Origin of the sequence: Curtobacterium citri (assembly GCF_030362955.1) — a bacterium.
In the GTDB taxonomy this organism is placed as follows: domain Bacteria; phylum Actinomycetota; class Actinomycetes; order Actinomycetales; family Microbacteriaceae; genus Curtobacterium; species Curtobacterium citri.
Map to the genome: position 1 here is coordinate 78,800 of NZ_JAUCML010000002.1, position 16,366 is coordinate 95,165.

Consider the following 16,366-nt stretch of genomic DNA (forward strand, 5'->3'; position numbering starts at 1 on the left):
CGCGGTGGTCTCGCTGCCCGCGAACGGGCACGATCCGTCGCGGTGGACGGACCGTTGCGACCGATTCCGCCCGCTCGTGCGGCGGGGGCACCAGAATGGTTCCACCGTGACACGACCTGACATCGCCCCGCGCCGCCGCCTGCTCGCCGACCTCACCCCGCTCCGCCGCTCCCCCGCGTTCGCGCGGCTCTGGGCCGGTACCGCGATCGCCGGCATCGGCACGCAGATGACCACCGTCGCCGTCGGCCTCGAGGTCTACGAGATCACCCGCTCGACCTTCGCCGTGGCGCTCGTCGGCGTCATCGCCCTCGTGCCGATGATCGTCGCGGGGCTCTACGGCGGCATGCTCGCCGACGCCTTCGACCGGCGGCTCGTGGCCCTGGTGTCGTCGATCGTCGCCTGGGGCGCGGTCGCGCTCATCGCCACGCACGCCTGGCTCGGGCTGCACAGCGTCGCGCTGCTCTACGTGCTCGCGACCGTCAACGCCGTGGCCGCGACGGTGAGCAACGCCTCGCGGTCGGCGATCGTCCCGCGCCTGGTCGGCACCGACCTGCTCCCCGCGGCGAGCGCCCTCGGCGGCATCGCCTCCGGGTTCCAGGTCACCGTGGGTCCGGCGATCGCCGGGGTGCTCATCGCGAGCGTCGGCTTCGCGCCGACCTACACGATCGACGTGGTCCTGTTCACGTTCGCGTTCCTCGGCGTCCTCACCCTGCCGCGCATGGCCGCCGACCGCGACGCCCTGCGGCCGGGGTTGGGCTCGCTCGTCGAGGGCGCCCGGTTCCTCCGACGCTCCCGGAACATCACGATGACGTTCGTGCTCGACATCGTCGCGATGACGTTCGGGCAGCCCCGCGTGCTCTTCCCCGCGATCGGCGCGCTCGTGATCGGCGGTGGATCGATCACGGTCGGGACGCTCACCGCCGCCTACGCGATCGGCGCGCTGCTGTCGAGCGTGTTCTCCGGTCCGCTCGGCCACGTGCGGCGCCAGGGCGAGGCCGTGGGCTGGGCGATCACCGCCTACGGAGCGGCGATCGCGGCGTTCGGCGTGGTCATCGCGCTCGCGCACGTGCTCGGCGGTCGCTCGGGCGAGGCCTTCAGCACCGGGATCCTGCCCGCGCTCGGGCTGGCGGCACTGTTCCTCGCCGCGGCGGGCGGCGCCGACAACGTCAGTTCGGTGTTCCGGAACACGATCCTGCAGGCGGCGTCGCCCGACGGCATGCGCGGGCGGCTCCAGGGCATCTTCATCGTCGTCGTCACCGGCGGCCCGCGGCTCGGCGACCTCTACGCCGGCCTCGTCGTCGCGGCCGGCATCGCGTACCCGCCGGTCATCGGCGGCGTGCTCATCATCGGGCTCGTCGCGCTGCTGCTCCGGCTCGTGCCGTCCTTCCGCCGCTACGACGCGCTGCACCCGCACGCGAACTGACCGCCGTCGCGCCCCGGGCGAGAGGACGAGACTCGCCCCGGCGGACGAGACTCGCGCGCGGACGCCGCGGAAGTGTCCGCCGGGCCGAGTCTCGTGGAGCGGGTCCGGTACCGTTCACTCCATGCCCGACAGCGCCTCGCGCGACCTGCAGCGGACCGGTGTCCGCGCGGTCGTCCGGCGCACCTACCACTCGGTGATCCGGCACCGGGTCGTCGACGCCGCCGCGTCGCTGACGTTCTTCGCGCTGCTCACGGCGTTCCCGGCGGCGCTCGCGGTCGTGTCCGCCCTGTCCGTCGTCGACCGACAGGGCGACAGCGTGAACGACATCGTCGAGGTGCTCGGCTTCATCGTCCGACCGGAGACCGCGCAGCACCTCGAAGGGCCGCTCCGGCAGCTCCTGACGCTCGACGACCCGTGGGTGGGCTTCTCGATCGGGCTCGTGCTGACGCTCTGGTCGCTCTCCGGGTACGCGACGGCGTTCGGTCGCGCGATGAACACGGCGTACGAGGTCGAGGAGGGCCGCCGGATCTGGAAGTTCCGCAGCATGATGCTCCTCGTCACGCTGCTCGTGATGGTGGGCGGGGCGATCGCGATCGTCATCCTGCTCGGCACCCCGACGGTCTCGGCCGCGATCGTGCGGCAGCTCGGGTGGGCGCCCTGGATCGACGACCTGTGGAACGTGGCGAAGTGGCCGGTGCTCGCGGTCGTCCTCGTCGTGATGGTCGCGGTGCTCTACACCGCGACGCCGAACGTCAAGACCCCGCGGCTGCGGTGGGTGTCGGCCGGGGCGGCCTTCGCGATCCTGACCTGGGCGCTGGCGACCGTCGGCTTCTCGGTCTGGGTCGAGACGGTCGGCAGCGGCGGGAACCGTGCGTACGGCTGGCTGGGCGGCGCGATCCTGCTGCTCGTCTACCTGTACATCTCGAACTTCGTGCTCGTGGTCGGCGGGGAGCTCGACTCCGAGGTGATCCGGCTGCGGCAGCTGCTCGCGGGCATCGAGGCCGACGAGACGATCCGGCTCCCGCTCCGCGACGTCACGCGGAACTTCACGCTCGCCCGGTGGCGGGACCAGGACGTCCGCGCGGCGCAGGACGTCCGCACCGCCGCGCTCGAGCGGGCCGCGGAGGACGACGAACCCGACCTCGAGGCCGAGCGCCTGCGCGAGCTGTCGCAGCAGGTCCGCGTCGGCGAGCGCCCGCTGCCGTAGGGCGCGGCGCTGCCGCCGGCGCTCGCCGTCAGCGCTCGCCGCCGGCGCTCGCCGTCAGCGCTCGCGAGCGGCCTCGTCCAGCATCTCCTCGGTGACAACCGGGATCGCGCCCGTCGCGAGCTCGATGCCCGACAGCCGCGCCGGCGACAGGACGCGGTGCACCTGGTCCTCGTCCATGAGCCCCGCCGCCGTCACGAGCGTCGCGATCGGCGTCGAGGTCGTCAGCGCCGTGTGCGCGATCGACGCGGCGGCCGCGTACCCGATGTAGGGCGTCAGGGCCGTCACGACGCCGACGTTGGTGTCGACCTGCGCCGCGAGCTTGGCCTCGTTCGCCTCGATCCCGGTCACGCAGTGCACCCGCAGCGTCGCGCACCCGCTGGCCATCCACTGCAGTGACTGCAGGATCGAGTGGGCGATGATCGGCTCGAAGGCGTTGAGCTGGAGCTGCCCGCCCTCGGCCGCCATCGTCACGGTCGTGTCGGCACCGGCGACGGCGAACGCGATCTGGTTCACCACCTCCGGGATCACCGGGTTGACCTTGCCCGGCATGATCGACGACCCCGCCTGTCGCGCGGGCAGCGTGATCTCGCCGAGCCCGGCCTGCGGACCGGACGCGAGCAGGCGCAGGTCGTTGCAGATCTTCGAGAGCTTCGCGGCGCTGCGCTTCACCGTGCCGGACAGGGTCATGAACGCACCGGCGTCGCTCGTGGCCTCGATGAGGTCCGGTGCCGTGACGATGTCGAGCCCGCTGGCGACCTGCAGCTGCCGACGGACCTCGTCGCGGTACTGCGGGTCCGCGGTGATGCCGGTGCCGATGGCCGTCGCACCGAGGTTCGTCTCGGCGAGCAGCGGCGTCACGGTCCGGAGCAGCAGGACGTCCTCCTGGATCGTGTGCGCGAACCCGGTGAACTCCTGCCCGAGGGTCATCGGCACCGCGTCCTGCAGCTGGGTCCGTCCGATCTTCAGGACGTCCTGGAACGCCCGACCGCGCTCGGCGAAGGCGTCGGAGAGCAGTTCGAGCTGCTCGGTGAGCCGCCGCACCCCGAGGATCATCGCCAGCTTGATGCTCGTCGGGTAGGTGTCGTTCGTCGACTGGCTGCGGTTCACGTGGTCGATCGGGTGCAGGTACGCGTAGTCGCCCTTCTCGCGCCCGAGGATCTCGAGGGCGCGGTTGGCGAGCACCTCGTTCGTGTTCATGTTCGTCGAGGTGCCGGCACCGCCCTGCACGATGTCGACCACGAACTGCTCGCGGAGCGCCCCGTCGCGGACCTCCTGCGCGGCTCGGTCGATCGCGTCGGCCCGTTCGGGGTCGAGCACGCCGATCGCCTTGTTGGCGCGTGCCGCGGCCTGCTTGACGGTCGCGAGGGCCTCGATCAGGTCCGGGTACACCGCGATCGGCACCGAGGTGATCGGGAAGTTCTCGAGGGCCCGCAGGGTGTTGATGCCCCAGTAGGCGTCGGCCGGGACCTCGAGGGTCCCCAGCGAGTCGGTCTCGGTGCGGGTGCGTGCTTCGTTGCCGGTCACCCTGCCGAGGCTAGCCCGTCCGGTCGGTGCGGTCCGGCAGGTCGGCGCGCGTGGTGACCGGTGGACGGACGGAAGGCCCGTGGCGGCGTCGCCACGGGCCTCCCGTCCGTCAGGTGGTGACGTCCGTCAGTGGAACTGCGGGACGATCAGGTAGATCCCGTAGAGCACGGCGAGACCGGAGAGGGCGAAGCACGCGACGGCGAGCGCGCGGAACGCCCGGACGCCGGACTGGACCCTCCCGGGCTGGGGGAAGCCGGCCGTGGCCGGGCCGACCGTGCCGTCGTCCTTCACGGTGTACTTACCGGCGCGGGTGTCGGCGGCGCTCCAGAGGCGGAGGCCGATCGAGTAGACGAGCACCACGAAGCACGCGGCGACGACCGCGACGATCGCGACGGTGAGGAACGCGAACCAGTCGATACCCATCAGCGGCGTCCTCCGTTGCGTCCGGCCATGCGGCGCAGGGTGCGCTCGCGGCTGAGCTCGGCTCGACGCTCGGCGACCCGGGCCGCGCGCTTCTTGCGCTGCAGGTCGCGCAGCTCCTTGCGGGTGAAGACCGCGTTCGCGGCGACGTCGACCTCGATGGCCGAGGCCTGCTCGTGGGGCTTCCGGAGCGACCAGAGGTACAGCCCCAGGATCACGGCGGCACCGACGACCGCGTCGATCACGAGGCCCCCGATGCCGAGCCGGGCGATGCCCGACGCGACGGCCCCGACGGCCGCGGCGGCCGGCAGCGTGATGAACCAGGCGATGACGATCTTGCCCGCGGTCGACCACTGGATCTTCGACCCACGGCGGCCGAGACCGGCGCCGATGATCGAGCCCGAGGAGACCTGGGTCGTCGACAGGGCGAAGCCGAGGTGGCTCGACGCCAGGATGGTCGCGGCGGTCGACGCCTCGGCCGCGAAGCCCTGCGTGGCGCGGATCTCGGTGATGCCCGACCCGAGCGTCCGGATGATGCGCCACCCGCCGGTGTAGGTACCGAGGGCGATCGCGAGGGCGCACGCCACGACGACCCAGAACTGGACGCCCTGGTCAGCCGACTGCGCGCCCGAGGCGATCAGGGTCAGGGTGATGACGCCCATGGTCTTCTGCGCGTCGTTCGTGCCGTGCGCGAGCGACACCATCGAGCTCGTGAAGACCTGGCCGATGCGGAACCCGCCGCGCTCGTTCGGGAACACCGGACGGCGGGTGACCCGGTAGGCGATGCGCGTCGCGAGCAACGACACCAGCGCGGCGATCACCGGCGACAGGAAGGCCGGGATGATGACGACCGTCAGCAGCGCGGCGTAGTTGACCGAGTCGAAGCCGGCGCCGACGATCGCGGCGCCGATGAGCCCGCCGAACAGCGCGTGCGAGGACGACGACGGCAGGCCGCGCAGCCACGTGATCATGTTCCACACGACCGCGCCGATGAGTCCCGCGAAGATCATCTCGGGGGTGATCGCCACCCCACCGGGTCCCTCGTTGATGAGGCCGTGCGAGATCGACGTCGCGACGGCGGTGCTGAGGAACGCACCGACCAGGTTGAGCACCGCGGCGACCGTGACGGCCACCTTGGGCTTCATGGCACCGGTGGCGATCGGCGTCGCCATCGCGTTGGCGGTGTCGTGAAATCCGTTTGTGAAGTCGAAGAAGAGGGCCAACGCGATGACCAGGACGACTATGAGTGTGATGTCCACCGCGGGCAAGTGTCCCAGGCAGGACCGCTGAGCACAAACCCTGCCGTTCACCCGTTGTTCACCAGGCCTGCGGGATCGTTCAGGATCGGAACGACCCGGATGGGAGGATGGACCCCATGGACACCGCGGAACTCCTCATCCTGCTGATCGGTTCGCTCGCGGTGACCGGCTTCGCGCGCGCCAAGGGGCTCCCCGCACCGCTGCTCGTCACGGCCGTGGCGCTGGCGGTGTCGTTCCTCCCCGGACTGCCCGAGATCGAGATCGACTCCGAGGTCATCCTCACCGTGGTCCTGCCGCCGCTGCTCTACTCGGCGGCCCTCGACGTCTCGTGGCAGAGCTTCCGGCAGTCGATCAAGCAGATCCGTCGCCTCGGCATCTTCCTCGTGATCGTCACGGCGGCGGCGGTCGGACTCGCGGCGTACGTCCTCATCCCCGACATGGACTGGCCGGCCGCGATCCTGCTCGGCGCCGTGGTCGCGCCGCCGGACGCCGTGTCCGCCGCCGCGATCGGGCGCAAGCTCGGCCTCCCCCGCCGCGTGATGACGGTGCTGTCCGGCGAGAGCCTCATCAACGACGCGGCGTCGCTGACCCTGGTCAGGGTGTTCACGCTCATCGCCGCGGGCACGTCGCTGACGATCTGGCAGGACCTCGGCATCTTCGGGCTCGCGATCGGCGTCGGCCTGGTGGTCGGCATCGTCCTCGGCGTCGCGGTGCACTGGATCCGGATGCGCATCAACGATCCGGTCGTCGAGACGATCATGAGCATCCTGCTGCCGTTCGTCGCCTACGTCCTCGCCGAGCACCTGTCCGGCTCCGGGGTCATCGCGGTCGTCACCGCGGGGCTCTACATCGGCTACAACTCGCCGAAGGAGGGCTACGCGACCCGGCTGCAGGAACGCCCGCTCTGGACGAGCATCGACGTCATCCTCGAGGGGTTCGTCTTCGCCCTCATCGGGCTGCAGCTGAAGACCGTCGTCCAGGACCTCCTCGAGAGCGACCGCAGCCTGACGCAGACGCTCACCGCCGCCGCGGTCGTGCTCGCCGTCGTGATCCTCGTCCGGCCCCTCTTCGTCTTCGAGTCGTACGCGCGCAACCGGTTGAACCGGCTGTGGCTCAGACCCCTGCGGGTCCGGCTGTCCCGGGGGCACCGGTCGCTCCGCTGGCTCCGCGGCACGGCCGAACCGAAGCTGAACTGGCGGGAGCTGACCGTCATCTCGTGGACCGGCATGCGCGGCGTGGTCACGCTCGCCGCCGCGGTGGCCGTCGTCGCCGACCCCGTGGAGATCAAGGCACAGGACACGATCTTCATCATCGCGTTCGTCGTCACGGTCGGCACGCTCCTGCTGCAGGGCCTCACGCTCCCCTTCGTCATCCGCGCGCTCAGGGTGCAGGACCCGGCGGAGGGCGAGGAGGACGTCCGGAGCGAGATGCGCCTCAACCAGCGCACGACCGAGGCCGCGATCGCGCTGCTCGAGCGCCGGCGTCCGGCCTGGGCCCAGCAGTACGGGCACCAGGCGGTCGACAGCGTGGTGAACCGGCTGAAGGCCCGGCTCGAGCGGCAGGCCGAGACCTTCCGCCGCGACGCGGAGGAAGAGGAGGACGAGGAGCGCAACGCCCCGATGCGCCTCCGCGGGGCGCAGATCCAGGACATCCGGCGCGAGCTGCTCGACCGGCGGCGGGAGATCGTGCTCGAGGAGCGCGAGAAGGGCAACCTCGACGAGGAGGTCATGCGCCGCGTGCTCGTGACGCTCGACGCCGAGGAGCTCGCGATGGACTCGGCGCAGGCCTCCCGCAGTCGTTCCTGACCGGCGTCCCGCTCTCGGCGCACCGTGAGCGGACCGGGCGTATCGTGGCGCTCCGATCCCAGGAAGAGGAGCAGAGCGCCGAGTGAGCGAGCCGCGGAACGACGTCCCCAGGAACACCGACCTCCCGGAACGAGACGGAGCGCCGCGGCAGACCGCCGCCCCCAGGCAGCGGCAGACCCGGCCCTCGACCCGCGGCGGCTCGAAGCCCCGCCGGGGTGCCCCGGTCGCCGGCAGCCGGACCAGCGCGGGCGGCCGCTCCCGCGTGCGCCAGGCCCCCGTGCCGGAGCCGCAGCACATCAGCCGGTACCGCCGCTGGTACGGCACGCTCCACCCCTCGCTGCAGCTGATCGGCCTGCAGCTCTGGATGCCGCTGTTCTTCATCGTCGGCTTCTGCCTCTGCTACGTCTTCGCCTTCCACGCCCCGCACCCGCACGACGTCCCGGTCGCACTCGTCGGGAGCGACCCCACGCTCGTCGCCGCCGTCGACAAGGCCCTGCCCGGTGAGTACGTCTTCCACGTGGTCGACTCGCTCGCGCAGGCGAAGCGGGACGTGCTCGCGGGCACGATGGCCGTCGCCTACGACCCCTCGACGAACGAGGTCTTCAAGGCCAGCGCCCACCAGTTCCAGGTCGCCTCGCTCGTCCCCGCGACGCTGTCCGGCGTGCTGACGGGCATCGGCGTCGCCGCACCGACGATCACCGAGCTCGCGCCCCTGCCCGCGTACGACGAGTACGGCACCGTCGCGATGTACGTCATGCTCGCCTGGTGCATCGGCGGCTACATGGTCGCGATGTTCATCGGCATCATGGGCGGCCCGCTCCGCCACCGCGTCCGCATGGCGGTCATCGTCGTCGGCGGCCTCGTCATCTCGCTCATCACGAACACGCTCGCCGGGCCCGTGCTCGGGGCGATCCACGGACACTGGGTCGAGCTCGTCCTCATCGCCTGGGGGTGGATCGTGGCGATCGGGCTCGCGGTCAACGGCCTGAGCTACTTCGTCGGCCGGTTCATCGCCGCACCCGCGATGATCTGCTTCGTCTTCCTCTCGATGCCGTCGTCCGGCGGCGCGTACCCGAAGTGGTTCATGCCCGAGCCCTTCGCGTGGCTCAACCACGTCGTGGTCGGCTCGAGCATGGTCGACATGATCAAGCACGAGATCTACGGCGTCGGCCCCGGGTTCGGCCGCGGTCTCGTCACGATGGCCTGCTACGCCGCGGCGGGCCTCGTGCTGATGTTCTTCGGCAAGGCGTGGTGGGAGCGCCGGCGCATCGCGGCGATCGTCGGGAACCGCACGACGATGTTCCAGGACGCGCAGACCGCGAACCGGGAGTTCCTCGGCCGCCAGCGCGACGCCGAGCTCGAGCGGCACGGTCTGACGTCGACCGAGACGGGCACGCTGAGCGTCCTGCGCGACGAGGACTGGCAGGACGAACGCGTGGGCGGTGACGTCTTCACCGGTGCCCGCGACGGGCTCGAGGGGCAGGCGCCGCAGACCGGTCGCATCCCCGTGGTGCGGTCGGCGGACCGACCCGGTCCGGCGCGGACGCCCGGAGCGGGGAACGGTCCACGCACCCGCCCGGTCGCGCGACCGGAGGCACCGCGCACGGAGGTCGCCCGCACCGCGGAGCGGGCGCACGGGCGGCACGCGGACCGCTGAGCGCGTCCGACCCGGCGTATCCTGGCCGGATGGACTCCCGCACCGTCTGGCACCGCACGCTCGTCACCGTGGTCGTCGTGTTCCTCGTGCTCGCGGCCGTGCTGTACGCCGCGAGCGTGCTGCTGGCGCCCGCGGACGGGCGGAACACCGCCGGCCTCTTCGTGGGGTGGGCGATGTTCGCGGTCATCGGTGCGATCGTCGTCGGGATCGTCGACTTCTTCGTCCGCCCGCTCGGTGGTCGGAGCGGGGACGCCGACGTCCTCGCGGCGGCCGAGGAGGCCCGGACCGGCAGCACCCGGACGCACGCGTCGCGCTGAGCCGCGACCGCACCGGCCGTGTCCCGGACGCGCCCGTCGGGCTGAACGGGCGCCGGGTCAGACCCCGCGACCGCTGAAGCCCGACACCGTCGCGTCGTCCGCGGCGAAGGTGAACCGCGCGTCCACCGTCCCCCCGGCGAGCACGCCGGGCAGCCAGTAGCGCGCGTCGTCCCACATCGCGTCGTACGGCACCGCGTCGACGGGGATCCACCGCGGCTCCAGCTCGTCGCTGCCCGTCGGGCTCCCCTGCCAGCGGCGGCAGACGAACACGTCCGAGACCTGGGACCAGGACGGGCGGTACGGGAACCGGTAGTCCAACGTGCCACGCGCCTCCAGGTCGGTGGGGTCGAGCCGCAGGCCGACCTCCTCCCGGACCTCCCGCACGGCGGCCGCCACCGGCGGCTCGCCCGGCTCCCGCTTCCCACCGGGGCCGACGAGCCGCCCGGTCCCCAGGCCACGACGCTTCTCGCCGAGCAGCACCTCCGGCCCCGCGACGCCGTCGCGCAGCAGGTAGACGACGACCACCGGGGCGTGCTGGGACTTGCTCTCGTCGCGCTCGGTCACGCGTCCAGTCTGTCGGACGATCTGTCGTACGCTCTCCTCATGGCACGCGTGCTGCGGGGGCACCATGGCTGAGCCCCGCAGGACCGGGCGCAGCCTCGAAGTGCTGCGCGCCGAGGCCGCCGAGGAGATCGCGGTGCTCGTCGAGCACCGGAGCCGCGCGGGCGAGGACCCGTGGGAGTTCATGCCGACGCTGCCGACCGTCGACGAGCAGGTCGTGCTCATCCTCCGGGCCGAGGCGGTCGAGCTCGACGCCGCGATCGGGCAGCGGAGCGCGCACTGGGCCGGGCACCCGGCGTCCGGGCAGGGCACCGAGCTCGGCGAGGAGTACCACCGCCTGCGCCGCATCGCCCTGCTGCACCCGGAGCTGACGCCCGCGGTGTGGAAGCTCATGGGCGCACTGCCCGGGCCCGGCTGACCCGCACGGACGCCGGCTGCGGTTGGATGGGGGCATGACCGACACCGTCCTCGCCGTCCTCAACCAGCCCTCGCGGCACGCCGACCCGCACGACCCCTCGGCCGACGCGTACACCTGGGTGGAACCGCTCGAGGAGCACCTCCAGGTGCAGGACCTCGGCGCGATCCGCGGCGACGGCGTCTTCGAGACGATCACGGTCGTCGACGGCCGACCGCAGGCGCTCGAGCCGCACCTGGCACGGTTCGTCCGGAGCGCCGCGATGCTCGACCTGCCGGAGCCGGACGTCGACGCGTGGCGGCAGGCCATCGAGGCCGTCTGCGCCCGACTCGACCCGGTGCACGAGGCGTTCGCGAAGACCGTCATGACCCGTGGCGTCGAGGGCTCCGGGCGTCCGACGGGCTGGGTGTACGCGGCACCGTCGGGCGACCAGACCCCCGCCCGCACCGAGGGCATCGCGGTCGTGACGCTCGACCGCGGCTACCGGCACGACGTCGAGCGCACCTCGCCGTGGCTGCTGCAGGGTGCCAAGACACTGTCGTACGCCGTGAACATGGCGGCACTGCGCGAGGCCGAGCGGCGCGGGGCCGACGACGCGCTGTTCGTCTCGACGGACGGCTACGTCCTCGAGGGCACCCGCGCGAACCTCGTCGCCTCGATCGGGGGGCGCCTCGTCACGCCGCGCACGGACATCGGCATCCTCGCCGGCACGACGCAGGCCGACGTCTTCCGCTTCGCCGAGGCGGAGGGCATCGCGACGTCGTACGAGCTCCTGACGCTCGCCGACCTCGAGGCGGCGGACGCGCTCTGGCTGCTGTCGAGCGTCCGCCAGGCCGCGCCGATCCGCTCGGTGAACGGTGTCGCGCGCGGGATGGACCTGCCGATGACCGAGCGGATCAACGACTTCCTGCTCTCCCGCGAGCAGTAGCCGGTACCCCGGGACGGCCTGGAGGCGCGTGGCGGGCTCGCCGGACGCCTCCAGGCCGTCGTCGGGTCACCAGCGCGGGGTGGTGACGCCCGTCCCGTCGGCCCACTGGTAGACGGACGCGCCGTCGATCCAGACGCGCGTCGCGCGACTGGTCGCCGCCAGCGGGTCGCCGTCCCAGAGCACCAGGTCGGCGTCGAAGCCCGGCTCGATGCGACCGACGCGGTCGCCGAAGCCGAGGAAGTCCGCCGGGTTCACGGTGAGCGCCTCGAGGGCGGTCTGCCACGGCAGGCCCTCCTTGACGGCGGCGGTGGCCTGGTCGACGAGCATGTTGATCGGGACGACCGGTGCGTCGGTGGTGATCGCGACGCGCACCCCCGCGGCGGCGAGCCGCGCGAGGTTCGGGATCCCGCGGTCGCGCAGCTCCACCTTCGAGCGGCTCGTGAACAGCGGGCCGTAGATGACCGGGACGTCGCGCTCGGCGAGCAGGTCGGCGATCTTGTGCGCCTCGGTGCCGTGGTTGACGACGAGCCGGTAGCCGAACTCGTCGGCGAGGCGCAGCGCGGTCGCGATGTCGTCGTGCCGGTGCACGTGCTGGTCCCAGGCGAGCTCGCCGTCGAGCACGCGGACGAGCGTCTCCTTCGTCAGGTCGCGGGTGAAGGGCTCCCCCTTCGCGGCGGCGGCGTCGCGGGCGGCACGGTAGTCCTGCGCGGCGACGAAGGCCTCGCGGATGACCTTCGCGACACCGAGGCGCGTCGAGGGGGTCTTGCCCTTCTCGCCGTACACGCGCTTCGGGTTCTCGCCGAGGGCGCTCTTCACGCTGACCGCGTCGGAGATGAGCTGCTCGTCGATCGTGCGCCCGCCCCAGGTCTTGATCGCGACGGTCTGTCCGCCGATCGGGTTGCCGGAGCCGGGCTTCACCACGATGCTCGTGATGCCGCCGGACAGGGCGTCGCGGAAGCCCTCGTCGTCGATGTCGACGGCGTCGATCGCCCGGACGGCGGCCGTGTTCGGGTCCGTCATCTCGTTCGTGTCGTTGCCCGCCCAGCCGTTCGCCTCCTCGTGGATGCCGACGTGGCCGTGCGCCTCGACGAAGCCGGGGACGAGCCAGGCGCCCGCGGCGTCGACGACGGGCAGCCCGGGCGGCGGGGTCACGTCGGGGCCGACCGCGGTGACGCGGCCGTCCTCGACGACGACGGCGCCGCCGTCGAACGCGGGGGCGGTGACGGGGACGACGTGGGCACCGGTGACGACGAAGGAGTTGGTCATGCCACCACGCTACGTCCGCTGCGGGCAGGCGCCACGCGGATCGCGGATCGCGGGTCTGCATGCGACATGCGGATCGTTGGCGCCCGTGGGCTGCCGAGTCGTACCGTCCGGGGACGACCACGACCCAGGAGGTGCCGTGACCCACGCCCGTCGCCGTTCCCGCTCGTCCGCAGCACCCCCTGCATGGCCGGCGCACCGGACCGAGGACCGCCCGTGGCGGAGCAGTGTCCGGGGCGACCGAGCCACCCGGACGACCACGACCGTGCGGGTGTCCGTCCCGCCCTCGATCGCGGGTGCCCGGTGGGAACCCGACGAGGGCACCGAGGCACTGCTCGACCGGAGTCTCGACGCCCTGTCCGCCCTGGACCGCACGGACGGCGCCGGCCCGCTGCACCGGCTGCTCGCCCGGACCGACGCCGTGGCGACCTCGCGAATCGAGCACGAGTCCGCCGGGGTCGACGACGTCGCGCGGGCCCTCGTCGGGTCACGGGCGAACCCGAGCGCCTCGGCGATGGTGCACGCCGGTGACGCGCTCGAGCGCCTCGTCGCGGACGCGGGCGACGACCGACTCGACGAGACGACGCTGCTCGACGCGCACCGCCGGCTCATGCGGCACGACCCGGTCGACGGCCGGTACGCCGGCCGCTACCGCGCGGTGCAGAACTGGATCGGCGGCGGCCGCACCCCGCGGGACGCCGACCACGTGCCGCCCCCGCCCGAGCTCGTGCCGGCGCTCATGGCCGACCTGTTCGCGTTCCTCGAGCGCGACGACCTGCACCCCGTGGCACAGGCGGCGATCGCGCACGCCCAGTTCGAGTCGATCCACCCGTTCACCGACGGCAACGGGCGGACGGGGCGTGCGCTCGTGGCCGCGGTGCTGCGCCGACGGGGCTGTACCCGGACGGTCAGTGCACCGGTCGCCACCGTCCTGGTCGCCGAACGCGACCGGTACTTCGCCCACCTGGCCCGGTACCGCGACGGGGCGGTCGACGGGTGGGTGCGCGACCTGGCGATCGCGGTCGGGACGGTGTCCGACGAGGGGGTCGTCACCGGCCTGCTCCTCGACGAGGTCGCGCGTGACCGTGCGGCGACCACGTGCGCGACCGGCCCGCACGCGGTCCTGGGGCGCGCACTCGAGCAGGACGCCGTGCTGACCGAGGAGCACGCCGCGGACCTGCTCGAGGACCCTCGCGCGGACCTGCCACCTGCCGTGCTCGACGACACGGTCGCCGACCTCTGTCGCGCCGGGGTGCTCCGCCCGGTCACGACCCGCCGCTCCCGGCGCGCCTGGGTCGCCCCCGCCGTGGTGGCCGAGCTCGACGCGTTCACCGAGCGCGTGCGGGACGGCGTCGAGGCCCGTGCACGTAGGGTGGCGGGGTGAGCAGCGAGCACGTCCAGGTCACCCCGCCGACCGCCGCCAAGCGGCCCGTCACGCGGACCCACCACGGCATCGACTTCGTCGACGACTACGAGTGGCTCCGGGACAAGGAGTCACCGGACACCCTGGCGTACCTCGAGGCCGAGAACGCGTACACCGACGCGCAGACCGGGCACCTGGACGCCCTGCGGGACCGGATCTTCGCCGAGGTGAAGGACCGCGTGCAGGAGACGGACCTCTCCGTGCCGGTCCGGACGGGCGGCTGGTGGTACTTCACCCGCACGGCCGAGGGTAGTCAGTACGGCGTGCACTGCCGCGCCCCGATCGCGGGTCCGGACGACTGGACCCCGCCCGCCGTCGACGAGGACGGCGCGGCCCTGCCGGGCGAGGAGGTCGTCCTCGACGGCAACGCCCTCGCCGAGGGCCACGACTTCTTCTCGCTCGGCAGCTACGACATCAGCGACGACGGCACGCGGCTCGTGTACGGCGTCGACGTCGAGGGCGACGAGCGGTACACGCTGCACGTTCGCGACCTCACCGACGGCACCGAGCTCGGCGACGAGATCCCGAACACCGGCGCCGGTGCGACCTTCGACCCGTCCGGACGATTCGTGTTCTACCCGACCGTCGACGAGTCCTGGCGTCCGGACCGTATCTGGCGGCACACCGTCGGCACCGCCGCGGCGGACGACGTGGTGGTCTTCGAGGAGCCGGACGACCGGTACTGGGTCGGCGTCGGGGTCACCCGGTCGTCGCAGTACATCGTCATCGAGCTCGGCTCGAAGATCACGTCCGAGGCCCTGGTGCTCGACGCCGCCGACCCGACCGGCGAGTTCCGCGTCGTGTGGCCGCGGCGCGAGGGCGTCGAGTACGAGATCGAGCACGCCATCGTGGGCGGGAGCGACCGCTTCCTGGTGCTGCACAACGACGGTGCCGAGAACTTCGAGCTCGTCGACGTGCCCGCCGACGACCCGACCGACGAGCACGACCGCCGCGTGGTCGTCGCGCACCACCCCGAGCGCCGGATCGAGTCCGTGGACGCCTTCGCCGGACACCTCGCGCTCGAGTACCGGTCGGAGGCGCTCCCCCGCGTCGCGATCATCCCGATCGAGGGCGACGGGTACGGCGACGCCCACGAGGTCCCCTTCGACGAGGCGCTCTTCTCGGCCGGACTCGGCGGCAACCCCGAGTGGGACCAGCCGACCCTCCGCATCGGGTACACCTCGTTCGTCACCCCGTCCGAGGTGAGCGACCTGGACCTGGCCACCGGCGAGGTGACGGTCCTGAAGCGCCAGCCGGTCCTCGGCGGCTACGACCCGGACGACTACGTTCAGGAGCGGGACTGGGCGACCGCGCCCGACGGCACGAAGGTGCCGATCTCGCTCGTGTGGCGGCGGGACGCCGTGGACGCCGACGAGCCGGCACCCCTGCACCTGTACGGGTACGGCTCGTACGAGCACTCGATCGACCCGGGCTTCAGCGTGATGCGCCTGTCGATGCTCGACCGCGGGGTCGTCTTCGCGGTGGCACACGTGCGCGGCGGTGGCGAGATGGGGCGGCACTGGTACGAGGACGGCAAGACCCTCACCAAGAAGAACACCTTCACCGACTTCGTGGCGGTCGCCGAGCACCTCGTCGAGTCCGGTCGCACGAGCGCCGACCGGCTGGTGGCCGAGGGCGGCAGCGCCGGCGGCCTGCTCATGGGCGCCGTGGCGAACCTGGCGCCGGAACGCTTCGCGGGCATCCTCGCCGCGGTGCCGTTCGTCGACGCGCTGACGAGCATCCTCGACCCGGACCTGCCCCTGACGGTGATCGAGTGGGACGAGTGGGGCGACCCGCTCCACGACCCCGAGGTCTACCGGTACATGAGCGAGTACTCGCCGTACGAGAACGTCCGTGAGGGCGTGCAGTACCCGCGGATCCTCGCGGTCACGTCCATCAACGACACACGGGTGCTCTACGTCGAGCCGGCGAAGTGGACCGCCAGGCTCCGCGAGGTCGGTGCCCCGGTGCTGCTCAAGACCGAGATGGCCGCTGGGCACGGCGGCGTGAGCGGCCGCTACGACTCGTGGCGGGAGCGGGCGTTCGAGCTGGCCTGGCTGCTCGACGTGCTCGGCCTCGCCGACGTCAACCCGGCGGCGGCGGCCGCCCGGCCGATCGCCGCCGGCTGAGGACCGCGGGCCGGGCCGGGCCAGGACGACGCGTC

At 72.5% G+C, this 16,366-nt stretch carries 14 protein-coding genes; 9 read left to right on the plus strand and 5 right to left on the minus strand.

Translation table 11 applies throughout. From position 1 onward, the window contains the following. Positions 1 to 106: 106 nt before the first annotated feature. Positions 107 to 1,423 (plus strand): MFS transporter, encoded by a 1,317-nt coding sequence (locus QUG92_RS02875; RefSeq protein ID WP_289457603.1) that lies wholly within the window; start codon positions 107 to 109, stop codon positions 1,421 to 1,423. A 121-nt stretch (positions 1,424 to 1,544) separates the two neighbouring features. Beyond that, a complete protein-coding gene (locus QUG92_RS02880) occupies positions 1,545 to 2,630 on the plus strand; it encodes a YihY/virulence factor BrkB family protein (RefSeq protein ID WP_182047198.1) in 1,086 nt (361 codons plus the stop codon). Positions 2,631 to 2,684: 54 nt separating this feature from the next. Here QUG92_RS02880 and QUG92_RS02885 read toward each other — a convergent pair whose 3' ends face one another. From QUG92_RS02885 to QUG92_RS02895, 3 genes are all read right to left on the minus strand, one after another. Next, entirely contained in the window at positions 2,685 to 4,154 is a 1,470-nt protein-coding gene (locus QUG92_RS02885) for an aspartate ammonia-lyase (RefSeq protein WP_182047199.1), read from the minus strand. Positions 4,155 to 4,280: 126 nt separating this feature from the next. Further along, the gene (locus QUG92_RS02890) at positions 4,281 to 4,577 is read right to left on the minus strand and encodes a hypothetical protein (RefSeq protein ID WP_182047200.1); all 297 of its coding nucleotides are present in this window, start codon (positions 4,575 to 4,577) and stop codon (positions 4,281 to 4,283) included. Beyond that, entirely contained in the window at positions 4,577 to 5,833 is a 1,257-nt protein-coding gene (locus tag QUG92_RS02895; RefSeq protein ID WP_083263701.1) for an inorganic phosphate transporter, read from the minus strand. The genes QUG92_RS02890 and QUG92_RS02895 overlap by 1 nt, the downstream gene beginning before the upstream one ends. Before the next feature lie 116 nt (positions 5,834 to 5,949). Between QUG92_RS02895 and QUG92_RS02900 the strand changes: the two genes are divergently transcribed. The 3 genes from QUG92_RS02900 (at position 5,950) to QUG92_RS02910 (ending at position 9,612) form a co-directional block, all read left to right on the plus strand. Then, entirely contained in the window at positions 5,950 to 7,638 is a 1,689-nt protein-coding gene (locus tag QUG92_RS02900) for a cation:proton antiporter (protein ID WP_289457604.1), read from the plus strand. 262 nt (positions 7,639 to 7,900) lie between these two features. Further along, entirely contained in the window at positions 7,901 to 9,295 is a 1,395-nt protein-coding gene (locus QUG92_RS02905) for an ABC transporter permease (RefSeq protein ID WP_289457605.1), read from the plus strand. A 29-nt stretch (positions 9,296 to 9,324) separates the two neighbouring features. Beyond that, the gene (locus QUG92_RS02910; protein WP_182047203.1) at positions 9,325 to 9,612 is read left to right on the plus strand and encodes a hypothetical protein; all 288 of its coding nucleotides are present in this window, start codon (positions 9,325 to 9,327) and stop codon (positions 9,610 to 9,612) included. Positions 9,613 to 9,669: 57 nt separating this feature from the next. Here QUG92_RS02910 and QUG92_RS02915 read toward each other — a convergent pair whose 3' ends face one another. Continuing rightward, a complete protein-coding gene (locus tag QUG92_RS02915) occupies positions 9,670 to 10,176 on the minus strand; it encodes an 8-oxo-dGTP diphosphatase (RefSeq protein WP_182047204.1) in 507 nt (168 codons plus the stop codon). Positions 10,177 to 10,240: 64 nt separating this feature from the next. On the opposite strand from QUG92_RS02915, the gene QUG92_RS02920 reads away from it, so the two are divergent. Together QUG92_RS02920 and QUG92_RS02925 are read left to right on the plus strand one after the other, a co-directional pair. Then, positions 10,241 to 10,591 (plus strand): tryptophan synthase subunit alpha, encoded by a 351-nt coding sequence (locus tag QUG92_RS02920; protein WP_289457606.1) that lies wholly within the window; start codon positions 10,241 to 10,243, stop codon positions 10,589 to 10,591. Between the two features lie 34 nt (positions 10,592 to 10,625). Continuing rightward, on the plus strand, positions 10,626 to 11,516 hold the full coding sequence (locus tag QUG92_RS02925; protein ID WP_289457607.1) for an aminodeoxychorismate lyase: 891 nt from the start codon (positions 10,626 to 10,628) through the stop codon (positions 11,514 to 11,516). A 66-nt stretch (positions 11,517 to 11,582) separates the two neighbouring features. Here the strand turns inward: QUG92_RS02925 and QUG92_RS02930 are convergent, their stop codons facing one another. Beyond that, entirely contained in the window at positions 11,583 to 12,782 is a 1,200-nt protein-coding gene (locus QUG92_RS02930) for an amidohydrolase (protein ID WP_289457608.1), read from the minus strand. Positions 12,783 to 13,050: 268 nt separating this feature from the next. On the opposite strand from QUG92_RS02930, the gene QUG92_RS02935 reads away from it, so the two are divergent. Further along, positions 13,051 to 14,163 carry a Fic family protein gene (locus QUG92_RS02935; protein ID WP_289457609.1) on the plus strand — a complete coding sequence of 371 codons (1,113 nt, stop codon included), beginning with the start codon at positions 13,051 to 13,053 and terminating at the stop codon, positions 14,161 to 14,163. Next, positions 14,160 to 16,331, plus strand: coding sequence for a S9 family peptidase (locus tag QUG92_RS02940; protein ID WP_289457610.1), 2,172 nt, complete (start codon positions 14,160 to 14,162; stop codon positions 16,329 to 16,331). Before QUG92_RS02935 ends, QUG92_RS02940 begins: the two co-directional genes overlap by 4 nt. Positions 16,332 to 16,366 lie beyond the last annotated feature (35 nt).